Genomic DNA, 17,653 nt, shown 5'->3' on the forward strand with positions numbered 1-17,653 from the left:
TTCAGCTTATTCGCCATGCTCAACTTCGAACTCATTACCACCGACGGCAACGCCCGCCGCGGCCGCGTCACGCTGAACCACGGCGTGGTCGAAACGCCCATCTTCATGCCGGTGGGCACCTATGGCTCGGTCAAGGCGATGTCGCCGCTGGAACTGAACGAGATCGGCGCGCAGATCATCCTGGGCAATACCTTCCACCTGTGGTTGCGCCCGGGGCTGGACGTGGTCAACGCCCACGAAGGCCTGCACCGCTTTATCGGCTGGGACAAGCCGATCCTGACCGACTCCGGCGGCTTCCAGGTGTTTTCGCTGGGCGATCTGCGCAAGATCACCGAAGATGGGGTCACCTTTGCCTCGCCCGTCAACGGCGACAAGCTCTTCCTGTCGCCCGAGATCTCGATGCAGATCCAGCGCACGCTGAACTCGGACATCGTCATGCAGTTCGACGAATGCACCCCGTACGAAATCGACGGCCGCCCGGCCACGCACGAGGAGGCCGCCAAGTCGATGCGCATGAGCCTGCGCTGGGCCAGGCGCTCGCGCGATGAATTCGAGCGGCTGGCCAACCCGAACGCGCTGTTCGGCATCGTCCAGGGCGGCATGTACGAAGACCTGCGCGACGAGTCGCTGGCGGGGCTGTCCGAGCTGGACTTCCACGGCTTTGCCATCGGCGGGCTGTCCGTCGGCGAACCCAAGGAAGACATGATGCGCGTGCTGGAACACGTGGCGCCGCGCCTGCCGGCCAACAAGCCGCACTACCTGATGGGCGTGGGCACGCCCGAAGACCTGGTTGCCGGCGTCGCCGCGGGGGTCGACATGTTCGACTGCGTGATGCCGACCCGCAACGCGCGCAACGGCTGGCTCTTCACGCGCTACGGCGATGTCAAGATCAAGAACGCCGCGCACCGCAACGACCCGCGCCCGCTCGACGAGAGCTGCGCCTGCTACACCTGCCGCAATTTCTCGCGCGCCTACCTGCACCACCTGCACCGCGTGGGCGAGATCCTGGGCGCGCGCCTGAACACCATCCACAACCTGCACTACTACCTGCAGCTGATGCGCGAGGTGCGCGAGGCCATCGAGCAGCACCGCTTTGCCGACTTCCGCCGCCAGTTCGCCGCCGACCGCGCGCGCGGCACGCAGTGACCGGCGCGGCCGGTCCGAGAACTTTCGCGGCCGTGCCGGTCGAATAGCGGGGTCATTTCCACCGTCATTGCCGCGCAGGCGGGAATCCAGCGTCTTTCGAAGTCACTGGGTTCCCGCCTGAGCGCGAACGACATGCGAGCTGAGAGTCGCCCCGGCATCACCCCGAACAAACCCGTATTCCGCCCTAGAATGCCAAGGGCGGGCTGGGTGCGAATGGTAGAATGTTCGATTAATTGATTGACTTTTGTGACGGAGAATCAACGTGCTGATTTCTAACGCATTTGCCCAGACCGCCGGTGCCGGCGGCGCGGCTGGCGGCCTGATGAGCTTCCTGCCCATCATCCTGATGTTTGGTGTGCTGTGGTTCATCATGATCCGCCCGCAGATGAAGCGCCAGAAGGAAGCCAAGGCAATGCTCGAAGCGCTGGCCAAGAACGACGAAGTCGTCACCGCCGGCGGCATCCTGGGCCGCGTGACCAAGGTCACCGACCAGTACGTCAGCCTGGAAATCGCCGAAGGCACCGAGATCACGGTGCAGAAGAATGCCGTGACCACGGTGCTGCCCAAGGGCTCGCTGAAGGCGCTCTGATCCCCGGATCGCGCGCGCGACTCCCGCCTTTGTCTTTTCCGGCATGCCTGTTCGCGCATGCCCCGGCAGCCGCCTGATCCAGCCCGACGAAGCCCTTTGCGCTTCGATCCGAGGCTGCCAGGCGGCTGTTTGCCAAACCGGTTCGGCCCCGCCGACGTGGCGCGCCACGCCTGTGCCGGCCCCGCCAACCGCTGAATGACTGGCCCGAGATGAATCGTTATCCGCTTTGGAAATACCTCGTGATCCTGGTGGCCCTGGCCATCGGCATCATCTACACCTTGCCGAACTTCTTCGGCGAGGCGCCTGCCGTGCAGGTGTCCTCGGGCAAGGCCACGGTCAAGGTCGACCTGTCGATGCAGAAGCAGGTCGAAGAGATCCTGGCGCAGAACCAGCTGCAGCCCGACGGCGTCTTCTTCGATATTTCCGGCCAGTCGGGCTCGGTCAAGGCGCGCTTCCGCACCACCGACGAGCAGCTCAAGGCCAAGGACGTGCTGTCGCGCGCGCTGAACCCGGACGCATCCGACCCCGCCTACGTGGTCGCGCTGAACCTGTTGTCGGGCTCGCCGCGCTGGCTGACCTCGCTGCACGCGCTGCCGATGTACCTGGGCCTGGACCTGCGCGGCGGCGTGCACTTCCTGCTGCAGGTCGACATGAAGGGCGCGGTCGACAAGAAGCTCGACAGCCTGGCCGGCGACGCGCGCACGCTGCTGCGTGACAAGAACATCCGCCACGGCGGCATCGACCGCGACGGCGAACGCCTGACGGTGCGCTTCAACAATGCCGACGATGCCAGCCGCGCCCGCACGCTGCTGGCCGACAACGTGCGCGAAGTGGCCTTCGCCATGGACGGCAACAACATCGTCGGCACCTTCACCGAGGCCGCCCGCCGGGCCGTCCAGGACGCCGCGGTCAAACAGAACATCACCACCCTGCACAACCGCGTCAACGAGCTCGGCGTGGCCGAGCCGGTGATCCAGCAGCAAGGCGCCGACCGTATCGTGGTGCAGCTGCCGGGCGTGCAGGACACCGCCAAGGCCAAGGACATCATCGGCCGCACCGCCACGCTGGAAGCGCGCCTGGTCGACAACGACGCGCCGCGCAGCCCGCGTCCGGGCGACCCGATCCCGTTCGGCAGCGAGCTGTTCACGCAAGGCAACGGCGCCCCGGTGGTGCTGAAGAAGCAGGTCATCTTCACCGGCGACCGCATCGAAAGCGCCTCCGCCGGCTTCGACCAGAACCAGCAGCCTTCGGTCAATATCAAGCTCGACGCCCAGGGCGGCCGCGTGCTGCGCGACGTCTCGCGCGAGAACCTGAAGAAGCCGATGGCGATCGTGCTGTTCGAAAAGGGCAAGGGCGAAGTGCTGACGGTGGCGACGATCCAGTCCGAACTGGGCTCGAGCTTCCAGATCACCGGCTCCTACTCCACCGAGGCCGCCAACGACCTGGCCCTGCTGCTGCGCGCCGGCTCGCTGGCCGCGCCGATGGAGATCATCGAGGAACGCACCATCGGCCCGTCGCTGGGTGCCGACAACATCGAGAAGGGCTTCGATTCGGTCGCCTATGGCTTTGCCGCCATCGGCGTGTTCATGATCCTGTACTACATGCTGTTCGGCGTGTTCTCGGTGATCGCGCTGGGCGTGAACCTGCTGCTGCTGATCGCGGTGCTGTCGATGCTGCAGGCCACGCTGACGCTGCCGGGCATCGCCGCCATCGCGCTGGTGCTGGGCATGGCCATCGACGCCAACGTGCTGATCAACGAGCGCATCCGCGAAGAACTGCGCGCCGGCGCGTCGCCGCAGATGGCGATCGCGGTCGGTTTCGACCGCGCCTGGGCCACCATCCTGGACTCCAACGTGACCACGCTGATCGCCGGCCTGGCGCTGCTGGCGTTCGGCTCGGGCCCGGTGCGCGGCTTTGCCGTGGTGCACTGCCTGGGCATCCTGACCTCGATGTTCTCGGCGGTGTTCTTCAACCGCGGGCTGGTCAACCTCTGGTACGGCCGCAAGAAGAAGCTGCAGAGCGTGGCCATCGGCCAGATCTGGAAGCCCGGCAATACCACCGACACGCCGGTCGCCAAGTAAGCGACCCGCGGCACAACACGTAGTACAGAACAGGATTCAACATGGAATTCTTCCGCATCCGGCGCGACATTCCGTTCATGAAGCACGCGTTGATCTTCAACGTGATCTCCTTCCTGACGTTTGCCGCGGCCGTGTTCTTCCTCTGGCAGAAAGGCCTGCACCTGTCGATCGAATTCACCGGCGGCACGGTGATGGAGGTCAGCTACCAGCAGGCGGCCGACCTGGAAAAGATCCGCGGCCAGGTTAGCAAGCTGGGCTACACCGATGTGCAGGTGCAGAACTTCGGCACCTCGCGCGACGTGATGATCCGCCTGCCGCTGCAAAAGGGCCCGGACGGCAAGCCCGCCACCTCGGCCCAGCAGAGCGAGCAGGTGATGGGCGCGCTCACCGCGGCGTCGCCCGACGTCAAGCTGCAGCGTGTCGAGTTCGTCGGCCCGCAGGTCGGCAAGGAGCTGGCCACCGACGGCCTGCTGGCGCTGCTGTGCGTGATCATCGGGATCGTGATCTACCTGTCGTTCCGCTTCGAGTGGAAGTTCGCGGTGGCGGGCATCATCGCCAACCTGCACGACATCGTCATCATCCTGGGCTTCTTCGCCTTCTTCCAGTGGGAGTTCTCGCTCTCGGTGCTGGCGGCGATCCTGGCGGTGCTGGGCTACTCCGTGAACGAATCGGTGGTGATCTTCGACCGGATCCGCGAGGCTTTCCGCAAGTACCGCAAGATGACCACCCACGAGGTCATCGACCACGCCATCACCAGCACGATGTCGCGCACCATCATCACCCACGGCTCGACCGAAATGATGGTGCTGTCGATGTTCTTCTTCGGCGGCCCGACGCTGCATTACTTCGCGCTGGCGCTGACGGTGGGTATCCTGTTCGGTATCTATTCGTCGGTGTTCGTGGCCGCGGCGCTGGCGATGTGGCTGGGCGTGAAGCGCGAGGACCTGGTCAAGGGCGAGAAGAAGGCCGACTCGACCGACCGCAACGACCCCAACTACGGCGCGCAGGCCTGAACCCTGCCCGACTGCAAAAACAGAACGGCGCCCCGCGGGGCGCCGTTTTTCATGGCCAGCCCGAAAAAACTCAGGCCGGCATCGAGAAGCGCTCGATCCACGCGGCCAGGCGGTCGGCGGCGAAGCTCTCGCTGCGCGGGGCGGCGCGGCAGACGATGGTGTCGCCGTCGCGAACGAACTTCAGCGCGCCGCCCGCTTCTTCCAGCCACAGCAGGCTGGCCAGCCAGGCTGCATGCTCGGCCGACACCGTCGTGCCTACGGGCTGGGCCAGGAACTCGGCCAGCGCGGCCGGCTGGGTCCAGACCACCGTATCGCCGTCGCGGCGCACCACCTCGCTGCCGAGCGCGTCGGCAACCACGGCGGCGACATCGGCAGCGCCCCGGCCCGCATTGGCGCTGCGCAGCCCGGCCAAGCGTGTGCCCACGGCATGGCCGAAGCTACCGCTGCGCTCAGCTTCGGCGCGAACCAGGTCGGCATAGTCCATGCGCTGCCAGTCCGGCTCGGCGTTGCGGGCCCCCGCCACGTCGACCGCCGCCAGGTAAGTCTCCACCGGCTGGAAATGGCCCGGGCCGATCAGGCTCGCGCACAGCGCGTGCAGCATGCCGATGCGGGTTGCCACGGTCTGGGTCTGCAGCACCGCCAGCTTCTCGCGCACCAGCTGGTCCCGCTCCTTGCGCAGGCCGGACATTTCCAGCGCCTGCTTGAGTTCCATGCGCAGCGCGGTGATATCCCACGGCTTCTTGATATAGCGGTGGATCTGCCCTTGGTTCACCGCCTCGACGGTCTGGTCGAGTTCAGAGTACGCGGTGGTCAGGATGCGCACGATATGCGGGTAGCGCTCGCGTGCATAGCGCAGCAGTTCGTTGCCGTACTCGCCCGGCATGCGCTGGTCCGAGACCAGCACGGCCAGGCTGTCGGCGTGAGCGTCCAGCAGCGTCTTGCCCTCCTCCACCGAGCCGCCAGTCACCACCGGCGCCAGCGCGCCGATGGCCCGCTGGAAATATTTGACGGCGGTCGCCTCGTCATCGACGAACAGAATCGCCGGGGGTGGTGCCTGGGTGGCAATCGGTTCGCTCATCGGTCACTCCTAATCATTCGATTCCTGAAATTTGGAAAGTCCAGCGTCACTGTGGTCCCGGCACCGGGGGCGGAGGCGATCCGGATGCCGCCGCCGAAAGACTGCATGACGCGGTTGCAGAAAATCATGCCGAGGCCACTGCCGCCAGCGCTGGCGTGGGTAGTGACCGGATCGACCAGCAGCCGCCCCATCACCTCTGGCGGGATGCCGGGGCCGTTGTCGCAGATGCGGATTTCCTGGTTGGGCTGGGTTGTCACCACGAAGCGCAGGGACGGCTGGTCCACGCCCGCGAGCGCGCGCAGCGCGTTGCTCATCACCGACGACAGGACCAGCGCGACGCAGTTGGGCAGCGTCTGCACGGGGAAATCGCCCTGCATGTCGACGTCGACCCACTGGCGCTGCCCGCCGGTGAACGGATACGTATCCAGCAGCGACGCCACCAGCGCGCCCGCACTGACCTCGGTGCCGGCGTCGGCCGCCGGCGTCTTGCTGGCTCCCGCGCTGTTGCGCACCGACTCCAGGAACGACGACAGCACCGCCAGGCAATACTGCGCGTTGTCGTGCATGGCGCCCGCAGCCTGCCCGATCTCGCCTTGCCGCTGCTCGCTGTAGTCGGCCTGGACGCGGCTTTCGATGCCGCGCGCGAAGTTGGCAATGGCGGCCAGCGGCGTGTTCAGTTCATGCGCCAGGAAGGCCAGGGTTTCGTCGATCGCCATCAGGCGATGCTGGCGCAACGCGCGCTCCAGGTGGCGCTCGCCGGCCAGGTGCAGCACCTGGCGCACGTCGCCGACACTCAGGGGCTTTTCGAGGATGCGGAAGACTTCGCCGCTGTTGACCGTTTGCAACAGCATGTCCTTGTCGGCGTAGGCCGTCACCAGGATGCGCACGATCTGCGGATAGGCCTGGGCGACCTCGCGCAGCAGGTCGCCCCCGTCGCGGCCGGGCATGCGGAAATCTGTGACCAGGATCGCGATCCGCCCGCCCTCGGCGCGCAGCGTCGCCATCGCCTCGTCGGCGCCGGCGGCAAGCAGGACCTCATACTCGCTGCCGACCGCGCGCGCAAAGTACTTGCGCGCCATGTCTTCGTCGTCGACATAGAGGACGACATTGGGCCGGGCTTGCTGGAGTTCGCTCATGCGACTTACTCCGCGCGAGGCAGGTCGAAGCTGAACGCAGCCCACTGGCCGAGCTCGCTTTCGGCAAACAGCTGGCCGCCGTGGCGCTCGATCACGGCATAGCTGATCGACAGCCCCAGGCCCAGGCCCTGCCCGACTTCACGGGTGGTGAAGAAGGGCTCGAACACCCGCGCTAGGTGTTCCGGCGCGATGCCGGGGCCGTTGTCGCGCACGGTCACGTGCAACCGGCCTTCGGCCCAGCGCACCGTGGTATGGATCGCGGGGGCGGTGGTGCCGGCCTTGCGCATGGCCAGAGCCGCGTTGGAAAACAGGTTGATCAGCACGCCGATGATGGCGGCTTCGTCGCCCAGCACCAGCGTATCCGCAGGTAACTCGCGCGTAACCTTGACGCCGCGCAACTCATGCGCGGTCAGGCGGATCGAGGAATCCAGCGCCTTTTCGAACATGAACGGCGTGCCCTCCACCTCCGCGCCCGGCTTGCGATAGGCAAAGGTCTTCAGGTCGGAGACGATATGCTGGATGCGCTGCATCCCCTGCTTGGCATCCACCAGGCATTCAGTCAGCGATTCGCTTTCCTTGGCCTGGGGTTCTTCCATCGCCACCTCGATCGCCATCAGGCAGAAGTTCACCGGATTGTTGACCTCATGCAACAAGCCCGCGGCCAACGTACCGATCGCCGCCATTTTTTCCTGCTGCAGCATCTGGCCCTTGATGTCGACCAGCTTGCGGTTGATGGCTTCGAGCTCGGCGTTCTTCTCGGCCACCTCCGCCTTCAGGCGGAACAGCATAAAGCGCGCGCGCTCGTTGAAATAGGTGTAGACCGCGCTGGCGGCGGCGGCAAACAACAGGAACAGCGAATTGACGATAAAGGTGCCGAGCGGCTCGATGCCGCCGGGGTGAAACAGGCAGGCGAGCACATACAGCAGGTAGGAAAGCACGCCGAACACCAGGTTCTGCCACAGCCCGAACGGCAGCGCGATGCCTGATGCGAAGATGGCCAGGTTCAGCCCGACGTAGTACGGCGAATGCACCCCTTCGGTCTGCGAGATCATCCAGGCGATCATGATCTGCGGCAACAGCAGCCAGGTCAGCGTCAGCCAGGGCGCGAAGCGGCGGCCGGCGGCACTGTACAGGACCACCACGACCCCGGCGATCAGCATCGACACCACCACGCGTGCCACCGCAAAGGGAAACTGCTGCTGCGGATACTGTCCGTAGTCGAGCCCGACGCCGAGCAGGACCAGCACGATCGCGGTATAGGCGCCGCCGCGGCTGAAGGCCAGACGGAAGTCGACCAGTTCGGACTGGTAGCCGGCGTAGAGTTGGTTGGTGCTCATGGCGTGACCCGCGAGGACAGCCTCAGTCAATGGTGGCCTCCGCGAATACGTTGACCCCGGTGCTGTCGACGTAGACGCGGTGCGAATGCGAGTGTTCGGGCAGCAGTTGCGCCATGCCCGCATCGTCGCGATAGATCAGGTACCACTCGAGGAGGTGCTCCATGCCGAATTTCTCCGGATTGTCGGCATGGACGTTGGTCACCAGGATCTGGCCGCCGGGGCGCGAGCGCGAGGCGAAGTACGACAGCAGCCGGGCGCAGACCTTGTCCGAAAGGTAGTCGAACAGGCCGGCGCAATAGACCGCGTCGAACTCGCGCGCGGCGGCATCGTCCGGGGAGATGCGCCGCTTGAGCAGTTCGTGCACCGACTGGTGCACCATCTCGACGGCAAACTTGTTGCCGACGCTGCTGGCCGAGCGCTCGATCGACTTGTGCGTGTATTCCAGCGTCTCTTCGCTGAAATCGACCAGCTGGAACGACAACAGCTCCGGGTTCGGGTATTCGCGCACGAAGCGCTGGATTTCAAAGGCCGGGCCGCAACCGACATTGAGCACGCGGAACGGCCGGCCGGCGGCGCGCGCGCGTTCGGCCTGGCGCGTGAGGAAATCGATCAGCAGGTCGATGCGGTTGCGGTGCGCGGTCGCCACCGCCGCCTTCAGGAAGGCGGTATTGACGATCTGGAAGTAGGTAGTCGGGCCTTGCTGCGGATCGCCCAGGATCTGGTTCACCATTTCATAGTCGCCGGCATAGCCGAGCGGCTTGGTGAAAGTGCGGTAGACGAACGGCGCGCGCAGCAGCAAGGGATGCAGCGCCGACTGCGCGTAGGTGCGGTGCACCGGGGCGATTTCGGCGTCCACGCGCTGGGCCTCGCCCTCGAGCCAGTCCAGGTAGGTCTTGGTCTTGGCCATGATCGGCGTGGCCAGCTCGTAGAAGACGTCCTGGCGCAGCTTGCCTTCGGTCTTGGGCAGCGACTCGGTCAGGTCGACCTGCTCGACCCAGCGCGACACTTCGGACAGGAAGGCGCGCATCTCGTTGACCACGATCTGGTAGTCGCGCCGGATGTTGAAACGCGTGTCCCAATCCTGCACGAACAGCTCGGCTTCGCGCGCGACCGACTTGGGCTCGTTGTTGAGATCGGACAGCTCGCGCCACTCGTCGATCAGCGTCAGCGACACCACCGCGGTCAGACCGGTGTTCACCAGGCTCATCACCACGGCCTTGCCGAGATAGGCATTCTTGGCGCCCATGCGGACGCTGAGCTCGCTCAGCACCTCGCTGACCTGCACGATCGAATACGGGTTGTAGATTTCCATCACCAGAGATTTCCTCTGGAGATTGATGATCGTGCCCCGCACCTGCTCGCCCTGCGAGTTGCGGAAACTAACTACCGGATCGATTTGCGTTTTGGAGTACACGGTATAGCGCCAGGGAAAACCGGGAAACGCTGCGGGCCATACAGCCAGGGCAGAACGGCCGGGTACAGCATGAGGGCGAGGGGGTCGCGGGAGTGGCTACCGGTATCGGGACATGCAGCGAATGCTCATAGTGATGCGCTCTGGCCGGTTGCGGGCATGGCTGCCCCCGCCTTGGCAGGAGTCGCAACACCCCGGATCATGGTGAATTGCCGCGGGTCATTGTACTGTGCCCGTCGCAACTCGCACAACAAAGTGCCGTGGCAGCCCCCCCGCATGGGGTAAGGGGTAAGGCAAACAAAAAAGGCCGGCATGGGCCGGCCTTGACAGCAGTTTGCCCGCCGCAGCGGGCCGCGCGCTCAGTCGGCGCGCACGCCTTCCACCTGGATGGCAAGCTTCACTTCGGGCTTGAAGCCCATCTTGACGCCATAGTCCAGGCCGAAATCGGCGCGGTTGAACTGGCCCACGGCATCGGCGCCGCAGGCTTCGCGCTTGAGCATCGGGTGCTGGATGCACTTGAAGTCGCGGATTTCCAGCTTGACCGGCTTGGACACGCCGCGCAGCGTCAGCACGCCGTCGACCTCGGTCGGCACGTCGCCCTTGAACTTGGAGAACTTGCCCTTGTAGGTGGCCTCGGGGAAGGCTTCGACATCGAACATGTCCGGGCCCTTGGCGTGCTGGTTCAGCTTGGCATTGCCGAAATCGATCGAAGCCGGGTCGATCTTGACCTCGACCGAGCCCGCCTTGGCGGCACGGTCCAGCGTCACCACGCCGCTGGACTTGTCGAACTTGCCGCGCCAGGTCGACAGGCCGCCCAGGTGGTCGGCTTCGAAGCTGGGGTAGGTATGGGTCGGATCAAGGTTGTACGTCACGGTGTTGGCCGAAGCCACGCCAAAGGCGGCGGTTGCGGAAACGGCCGCGACGGCGGCAACGAGGGAACGCAGTTTCATGGTGTCTCCCGACAAATCAGGGTTGGGATGGAGCGGTTCAGGTAAGTCCTGGGGGTACGTCAGCGGAATGCCGGCCTTACTTCCTGGCCAGCACGATACGGAATTTGATCTGGACGTCGTCGGCGACCACGGAGGTGTCCTTCCATTCGCCGTCGCCGATATTGAACGCGGTGCGCTTGATCGGCAGCGCGCCCTCGAACACCTGCGCGCCGCCCTCCTGGCGGTAGGTGGCGGGCACCACCACGTCCACGGTCTTGCCCTTGATGGTCAGCTTGCCCGCGACGTCGTACTTGCCCGGCGTGCCGTTCTTGATGCTGGTCGACTGGAACACCGCCTTGGGATACCTGGCGGCGTCGAACCAGTCCTTGCCCTTCACTTCCTTGGTGGTCTCCGCATCGCCGATCTCGAAGCTGGCCACGTCGATCTCGATCTTGGCCGTCGATGTCGCCAGCTTGGCGGGGTCGAAGCTGACGTTGGCGTCGAACTTCTTGAACTTGCCTTCCATCGGCACGCCGATCTGGCGCGCCACCGCGGTCACCGAGCTCTTGGCGGCGTCGACCTGGGCCCAGGCCAGGTTGGCGGCGATGCCGGTGGCTGCCAGCACGGCGGCCAGGGTGGCGCGAAGCGTGGCCGAGCCGCGGCGGGAATTGCGTTTCATCGGGAAAACTCCTGTCAGGGACGGCGCATGCGCGCCGCGGAACGAAAATGTTGGCGCGCCCGGCTCAGCGCAGGAATGGCAGCATCCGGCCCAGCGTGCCGTCACGGTCGACGAACTGGTGTTTCACCGCCGCCGCCGCATGGACAACGACCACGGCAGCCATCAGGTAGTTCAGCCAGATATGGGCGAACTTGAGCACTTCCTTCAGTTCATCGCTTTTCTCGATCAGCGCCGGCATCTTCCACAGGCCCAGGTAGACCACCGGCACGCCCGCGGCCGAGCTGTACAGGTAGCCGCTGATCGGCACGATCACGATCAGCAGGTACAGCAGGTGGTGGGCCCCCGCCGCCGCCCTCGCCTGCCACGCCGGGGTGCCGGGCGCGACCGCCGGCGCGGCGTGGGTGGCGCGCCACAGCACGCGCAGCACGGCGATGGCGAAGATCGTCACGCCCAGCCACTTGTGCCAGGAGTACAGCTTGAGCTTGGTCGGCGTCAGCCCCGGGATGCCGGTCATGTACAGGCCCAGCCCGAACGCGGCGAATATGGCCAGCGCCACCAGCCAGTGCAGGGCGATCGCGGTGGCACCGTAGCCGACGGGAGCGGGGGCGGTAGAACGCATCGGATTCCTCTAGCCCGGAGCGCGGGCGTTTCACAATTTTGGGGAAGGCAACGGCGCGATCCAACCGCCGTGCGCTTACGATTCTCGCATTATTGCGGCGGGATGTGCGCGCATGCAGGACAGTCCTTCATTAAGTTATTCAAATGCTTTGAAGCGACATTCCGGCGCAGGCGTCACAGCGGGATGGCTACTGCCCCGGAGAGGCTGCCCAACAAGCAAAAAAGCCATCCCTCGGGATGGCTTTCCGTGAGGGCCGCCCGTTCAGGGCGGCGACAAGTGGCGTCAGATGCGCTCGGCGAGGACGACGGCCTTGCCGATATAGCTGGCGGGCGTCATCTCCAGCAGCAGCTTCTTGGCGTCGTCGGGGATCGCCAGGCCGTTGATGAAGGTCTGCAGCGCTTCGCGCGAGATGCCCTTGCCGCGGGTCAGCTCCTTGAGCTGCTCGTACGGATTGGGCACGCCGAAACGGCGCATCACGGTCTGCACCGGCTCGGCCAGCACCTCCCAGCAATTGTCGAGGTCCTCGTCCAGGCGCTCCGGATTCGTCTCCAGCTTGCCCAGGCCGCGCAGGCAGGCCTCGTAGGCCAGCAGGCTGTAGCCGAAGGCCACGCCGATATTGCGCAGCACGGTCGAGTCGGTCAGGTCGCGCTGCCAGCGCGACACGGGCAGCTTCTCGGACAGGTGGCGCAGCACCGCGTTGGCCAGGCCCAGGTTGCCTTCGGAATTCTCGAAATCGATCGGATTGACCTTGTGCGGCATGGTCGACGAGCCGATCTCGCCGGCCTTGGTCTTCTGCTTGAAGTAGCCCAGCGAGATATAGCCCCAGACGTCGCGGTTCAGGTCCAGCAGGATGGTGTTGGCGCGGGCGATCGCATCGAACAGCTCGGCCATGTAGTCGTGCGGCTCGATCTGGATGGTGTACGGGTTGAAGGTCAGGCCCAGGCGGGTTTCGATGACCTGCTTGGAGAACGCTTCCCAGTCGAACGTGGGGTAGGCCGACAGGTGGGCGTTGTAGTTGCCCACGGCGCCGTTCATCTTGCCCAGCAGCTCGACCTGCTCGATGCGCTGGATCGCGCGCGCCAGGCGCGCGGCCACGTTGGCCATTTCCTTGCCGAGCGTGGTCGGGCTGGCCGGCTGGCCATGGGTGCGCGACAGCATCGGCTGCGCGGCATTGAGCCGGGCCAGCTCCACCAGGCGCGCGTGCACGCGCTTCAGCGCCGGCACCACCACGCCTTCGCGCGCGCCCTTGAGCATCATGCCGTGCGAGGTGTTGTTGATGTCTTCCGAAGTGCAGGCGAAGTGGATGAACTCGCTGGCGGCTTCCAGTTCGGCGTTGCCCTTGACCTGCTCCTTGAGCCAGTACTCGACCGCCTTCACGTCATGGTTGGTGACCGCCTCGATTTCCTTGATGCGGGCGGCGTCGGCCTCGCTGAACTTGTCCACCAGCGCCAGCAGCGCGGCCTCGGACGCGGCCGAGAACTTCGGCATGTCGGGCAGTCCGGTCTGCGCCAGCGCGATCAGCCAGTGCACTTCGACCTTGACGCGGTTGCGCATGAAGGCCGCCTCGGACAGCCATTCGCGCAGCGCATCGGCCTTGGCGGCGTAACGGCCATCGATCGGGGACAGGGCGGTGAGCGGCGAAAGCGAGGAGGAGGTCATGCTGGAAACCGGGAAAGGGAGGAATAGAAGAAGGCGAACAAGGGGCGCCGCGGGGGCTGGCGCCAGCAGCGCTGGCGGGTACGAACGGGCCGATGCGCCCGTCACGCCGCTTCGGCGGGCGGCCGGGCGCTGCGCAACGCGCGATTTTACCACCCCTGCCCCCGCTCCGGGCAGCGGCAAAGCGCGGCCACGGGGCATCGGTGCGCGACCCCGCATTCGCCATGCGCCGCGGGTATACTCGCGCACGCCGTTCCAGTAGCCTGTTATGAAGTGCATCGGGCAAGCCATCGCTGCCTCCCCGCCGCTGCCGCTGCCGCCGAGCGACGATGCACTTCATAACAAGCTCAAGGGGAGAACATGAAGCTGTATGCATCCCGGACCAGTCCGTACGCGCGCAAGGTGCGCGTGGTGATGGCGGAGAAGAAGATCGAATGCCAGCTGATCGAAGAGGACGTCTGGTCGCCTGACACCCGGATCGGCCAGTACAACCCGCTGGGCAAGGTGCCCTGCCTGGTGATGGAAGACGGCGGCGCGATCTTCGATTCGCGCGTGATCGTCGAATATGTCGACACGCTCACGCCGGTCAGCCGGCTGATCCCGCAAGGCGGGCGCGAGCGCCTGGAAGTGCGCTGCTGGGAGGCGCTGGCCGACGGCCTGCTCGACGCCGCGCTGCTGGTGCGCCTGGAAGCGACCCAGCGCGAGCCGCACGAGCGCAGCGAGCGCTGGGTGCAGCGCCAGCGCGGCAAGATCGACGCGGCACTGGTGGCCATGGCGCACGGCCTGGCCGACCGCCCCTTCTGCACCGGCATCCACTACTCACTGGCCGACGTGGCGGTGGGCTGCGCGCTGTCCTACCTGGACTTCCGCTTCCCGGAGATCGCCTGGCGCGAGCGCCATCCGAACCTGGCGGCGCTGGAAGAAAAGCTGTCGAAGCGGCAGTCGTTCATCGATACCGAGCCGCCACGCGGCTGAAAGCCTGCCCCGTCATAAAAAAACACCCGCTCGCGCGGGTGTTTTTCCGACCGCAGCGCGGCTACTGGATGATGCCGCCGCCCAGGCAGATATCCCCGTCATACAGCACCGCCGACTGGCCGGGAGTGACCGCCCATTGCGGCTCGGCAAACCCCAGCGAAAGCGCATCGGCGTCGACCGCCTGCACCGTGCAGGCGGCATCGCTCTGCCGATAGCGGGTCTTGGCGGCCATCGCCGCGCCCGCAGCAGGCGGCTCGCCCGCCACCCAGGACAGGTCCGATGCGTTCAGCACCGGCGTCAGCAGCCACGGATGGTCGTGGCCCTGCACCACGTAAAGCGTATTGTTCGCCATGTCCTTGCGCGCGACATACCAGGCGTCGCCATTGCCGTCGCGGCTGCCGCCCAGGCCGATGCCCTTGCGCTGCCCCAGCGTATAGAACGCCAGGCCGATATGCTCGCCGACCACCTTGCCCTCGGGCGTCTTCATCGGCCCCGGTTTGGTGGGCAGGTAGCGGTTCAGGAAATCACGGAACGGACGCTCGCCGATAAAGCAGATGCCGGTCGAGTCCTTCTTCTTCGCGTTGGGCAGGCCGATCTCGGCGGCGATCTCGCGCACGCGGGTTTTCGGGATCTCGCCCAGCGGGAACAGCGTGCGCGACAGCTGCGCCTGGTTCAGCCGGTGCAGGAAGTAGCTCTGGTCCTTGGTATGGTCCAGCGCCTTGAGCAGCTCGAAGCGGCCGGCCGCGTTCTGGCGCACGCGCGCATAGTGGCCGGTGGCGATGGTCTCGGCGCCGAGCGACATGGCATGGTCCAGGAAGGCCTTGAACTTGATCTCGGCATTGCACAGCACATCCGGGTTGGGCGTGCGGCCGGCCGAGTATTCGCGCAGGAAGTCGGCAAAGACGCGGTCCTTGTATTCGGCGGCGAAGTTGACCGCCTCCACGTCGACGCCGATCAGGTCGGCCACCGAGACCACGTCGAGCCAGTCCTGGCGCGTGGAGCAGTACTCGCTGTCGTCATCGTCTTCCCAGTTCTTCATGAACAGGCCGATGACCTCGTAGCCCTGCTGCTTGAGCAGCCACGCGGTGACCGACGAATCGACCCCGCCGGACATCCCCACCACGACACGCTTTGCGGCACCGCTCACGACTGCGCCCCCGATTGCAGCACCGAGGGGTGCGTGTACAGCGCGTCCAGCGCAAAGCGCTTGCCGGCCAGGTAGTCGTCCACGCACGCCATCACCAGCGGCGAGCGATGCCGCTCCGGGCACGCGCGCAGTTCATCGGCACCCATCCAGACCGTACGCACGATGCCGGTGTCGAGCTGGCGGCCGGCGTCGAGCGAGCCGAGGTCGCCGGTAAAGGCAAAGCGCACGTAGGTCACGTCGCCCCCGGTGCGCGACGACAGCGAACGGCCCATGTAGCAGCCCAGCAGCGCGCGCGGCTCGAAAGTGTGGGCGGTTTCTTCCAGGGTTTCACGGATCACGGCGCGGATCAGGCTTTCGCCCGGATCCAGGTGGCCCGCGGGCTGGTTCAGGCGCAGCCCGTCGGCGGTCTCTTCTTCCACCAGCAGGAACCGGCCACCGCGCTCGATCACGGCGGCAACGGTCACGCTGGCATTCCAGTCACTTGACATGATGCTCAATTTTTAGGCAATCCCGCATTTTACCGGTTGCGGGCCCATCGTGCAGCGCGGCGGAGGGTGCAGGCGCCCCGTTCCGGGCCTGGCAAAAGCCGACCAGCCGGTCACCATTGCAAGTCAGATTCCTGTAAGCTGCGGAAAAATTGTGCGCTGCGGCTTAAGCCAGGTCCGGCAGCGCGCACGGGCCAGACGTCGGTCCGTCCAACCAGACAAGACGCCAGCTAAAGGAGAAATTGACGATGTACATCGGCATCCCGCAGGAGACGCGGGCCGGCGAGACTCGCGTCGCCGCCACCCCGGAGACCGTCAAGAAATACGTCGCCCAGGGGCACAAGGTGGTGGTTCAGGCCGGTGCCGGCCTGGGCGCCAGCCAGCCCGACGGCGCGTATGAGGCGGTCGGCGCCACCATCGGCAGCGCCGCCGACGCGCTCGGCGCGCAACTGGTGCTGAAGGTGCGCGCGCCCGACGCCGCCGAACTGGCGCAGATGAAGCCCGGCGCGGTGCTGGTGGGCATGCTCAATCCCTTCGATGCCGAGAACAACGCGCGCATGTCGGCCGCCAACATCACCGCCTTCGCGCTCGAGGCCGCGCCGCGCACCACGCGCGCGCAGAGCATGGACGTGCTGTCGTCGCAGGCCAACATTGCCGGCTACAAGGCCGTGCTGCTGGCCGCGCACCACTACCAGCGCTTCATGCCGATGCTGATGACCGCCGCCGGCACCGTCAAGGCCGCGCGTGTGCTGATCCTGGGCGCCGGCGTGGCCGGCCTGCAGGCGATTGCCACCGCCAAGCGCCTGGGCGCGGTGATCGAGGCCTCCGACGTGCGCCCCGCGGTCAAGGAGCAGATCGAATCGCTCGGCGCCAAGTTCCTCGACGTGCCGTTCCTGACCGACGAAGAGCGCGAGATCGCGCAGGGCGTGGGCGGCTACGCACGCCCGATGCCGCCTGACTGGATGAAGCGCCAGGCCGAGCTGGTGCACCAGCGCGCGATCCAGGCCGACATCGTCATCACTACCGCGCTGATCCCCGGGCGCAAGGCGCCGGTGCTGCTGCAGGAAGCCACCGTGGCGCAGATGAAGCCGGGCTCGGTGGTGGTCGACCTGGCCGCCGCGCAAGGCGGCAACTGCCCGCTGACGGTGGCCGACCAGGTGGTCAACCACAACGGCGTGATCCTGATCGGACATACCAACCTGGCCAGCATGGTGGCGGCCGACGCATCGGCGCTCTACGCCCGCAACGTGCTGGACTTCCTCAAGCTGGTCGTCGACAAGGACGGCCAGTTCACGCTCAACCTCGAAGACGACATCGTCGCCGCCTGCCTGATGTGCAGGGACGGCCAGGTCGTGCGCGAGGCGGCGTAAAC

General features: G+C 66.0%; 16 protein-coding genes. 6 read left to right on the plus strand and 10 right to left on the minus strand.

All coding sequences use genetic code 11. From position 1 onward, the window contains the following. Positions 1-15: 15 nt before the first annotated feature. The 4 genes from tgt to secF all read left to right on the plus strand — a co-directional run bounded on the left by tgt (position 16) and on the right by secF (position 4,829). Positions 16-1,146, plus strand: coding sequence for a tRNA guanosine(34) transglycosylase Tgt (gene tgt, locus RALTA_RS12590; RefSeq protein WP_012353815.1), 1,131 nt, complete (start codon positions 16-18; stop codon positions 1,144-1,146). 262 nt (positions 1,147-1,408) lie between these two features. After that, a complete protein-coding gene (yajC, locus tag RALTA_RS12595) occupies positions 1,409-1,735 on the plus strand; it encodes a preprotein translocase subunit YajC (protein WP_012353816.1) in 327 nt (108 codons plus the stop codon). A 209-nt stretch (positions 1,736-1,944) separates the two neighbouring features. After that, positions 1,945-3,816 carry a protein translocase subunit SecD gene (gene secD / locus RALTA_RS12600; RefSeq protein WP_012353817.1) on the plus strand — a complete coding sequence of 624 codons (1,872 nt, stop codon included), beginning with the start codon at positions 1,945-1,947 and terminating at the stop codon, positions 3,814-3,816. A 41-nt stretch (positions 3,817-3,857) separates the two neighbouring features. Next, positions 3,858-4,829, plus strand: coding sequence for a protein translocase subunit SecF (gene secF, locus RALTA_RS12605; RefSeq protein ID WP_012353818.1), 972 nt, complete (start codon positions 3,858-3,860; stop codon positions 4,827-4,829). Between the two features lie 70 nt (positions 4,830-4,899). Here the strand turns inward: secF and RALTA_RS12610 are convergent, their stop codons facing one another. From RALTA_RS12610 to purB, 8 genes are all read right to left on the minus strand, one after another. Continuing rightward, the gene (locus RALTA_RS12610; RefSeq protein ID WP_012353819.1) at positions 4,900-5,907 is read right to left on the minus strand and encodes a response regulator; all 1,008 of its coding nucleotides are present in this window, start codon (positions 5,905-5,907) and stop codon (positions 4,900-4,902) included. Beyond that, positions 5,904-7,043 carry a hybrid sensor histidine kinase/response regulator gene (locus RALTA_RS12615; protein ID WP_012353820.1) on the minus strand — a complete coding sequence of 380 codons (1,140 nt, stop codon included), beginning with the start codon at positions 7,041-7,043 and terminating at the stop codon, positions 5,904-5,906. Before RALTA_RS12615 ends, RALTA_RS12610 begins: the two co-directional genes overlap by 4 nt. 5 nt (positions 7,044-7,048) lie before the next feature. Continuing rightward, entirely contained in the window at positions 7,049-8,380 is a 1,332-nt protein-coding gene (locus RALTA_RS12620) for a sensor histidine kinase (RefSeq protein WP_012353821.1), read from the minus strand. A gap of 22 nt (positions 8,381-8,402) precedes the next feature. Continuing rightward, on the minus strand, positions 8,403-9,794 hold the full coding sequence (locus RALTA_RS12625) for a class I SAM-dependent methyltransferase (protein WP_012353822.1): 1,392 nt from the start codon (positions 9,792-9,794) through the stop codon (positions 8,403-8,405). A gap of 356 nt (positions 9,795-10,150) precedes the next feature. Continuing rightward, positions 10,151-10,741: a YceI family protein gene (locus RALTA_RS12630; protein WP_012353824.1), complete on the minus strand. Its 591-nt coding sequence runs from the start codon at positions 10,739-10,741 to the stop codon at positions 10,151-10,153. Between the two features lie 76 nt (positions 10,742-10,817). Continuing rightward, positions 10,818-11,399, minus strand: a complete 582-nt coding sequence (locus RALTA_RS12635) for a YceI family protein (RefSeq protein WP_012353825.1) — start codon at positions 11,397-11,399, stop codon at positions 10,818-10,820. 64 nt (positions 11,400-11,463) lie between these two features. Continuing rightward, on the minus strand, positions 11,464-12,018 hold the full coding sequence (locus tag RALTA_RS12640; RefSeq protein ID WP_012353826.1) for a cytochrome b: 555 nt from the start codon (positions 12,016-12,018) through the stop codon (positions 11,464-11,466). A 282-nt stretch (positions 12,019-12,300) separates the two neighbouring features. Further along, entirely contained in the window at positions 12,301-13,677 is a 1,377-nt protein-coding gene (gene purB, locus RALTA_RS12645) for an adenylosuccinate lyase (RefSeq protein ID WP_012353827.1), read from the minus strand. A 357-nt stretch (positions 13,678-14,034) separates the two neighbouring features. On the opposite strand from purB, the gene RALTA_RS12650 reads away from it, so the two are divergent. Beyond that, entirely contained in the window at positions 14,035-14,649 is a 615-nt protein-coding gene (locus RALTA_RS12650; protein WP_012353828.1) for a glutathione S-transferase N-terminal domain-containing protein, read from the plus strand. Between the two features lie 61 nt (positions 14,650-14,710). Here the strand turns inward: RALTA_RS12650 and mnmA are convergent, their stop codons facing one another. Both mnmA and RALTA_RS12660 read right to left on the minus strand, forming a co-directional pair. Beyond that, positions 14,711-15,796 carry a tRNA 2-thiouridine(34) synthase MnmA gene (gene mnmA, locus RALTA_RS12655; protein ID WP_012353829.1) on the minus strand — a complete coding sequence of 362 codons (1,086 nt, stop codon included), beginning with the start codon at positions 15,794-15,796 and terminating at the stop codon, positions 14,711-14,713. Then, on the minus strand, positions 15,793-16,284 hold the full coding sequence (locus tag RALTA_RS12660; protein ID WP_012353830.1) for an NUDIX hydrolase: 492 nt from the start codon (positions 16,282-16,284) through the stop codon (positions 15,793-15,795). Before RALTA_RS12660 ends, mnmA begins: the two co-directional genes overlap by 4 nt. A gap of 245 nt (positions 16,285-16,529) precedes the next feature. Here RALTA_RS12660 and RALTA_RS12665 point away from each other — a divergent pair, with 245 nt between their 5' ends. Further along, complete coding sequence (locus RALTA_RS12665) at positions 16,530-17,651, plus strand: Re/Si-specific NAD(P)(+) transhydrogenase subunit alpha (RefSeq protein WP_041232196.1); 1,122 nt, start codon at positions 16,530-16,532, stop codon at positions 17,649-17,651. Positions 17,652-17,653 lie beyond the last annotated feature (2 nt).

The organism is Cupriavidus taiwanensis LMG 19424 (genome assembly GCF_000069785.1).
GTDB lineage: Bacteria > Pseudomonadota > Gammaproteobacteria > Burkholderiales > Burkholderiaceae > Cupriavidus > Cupriavidus taiwanensis.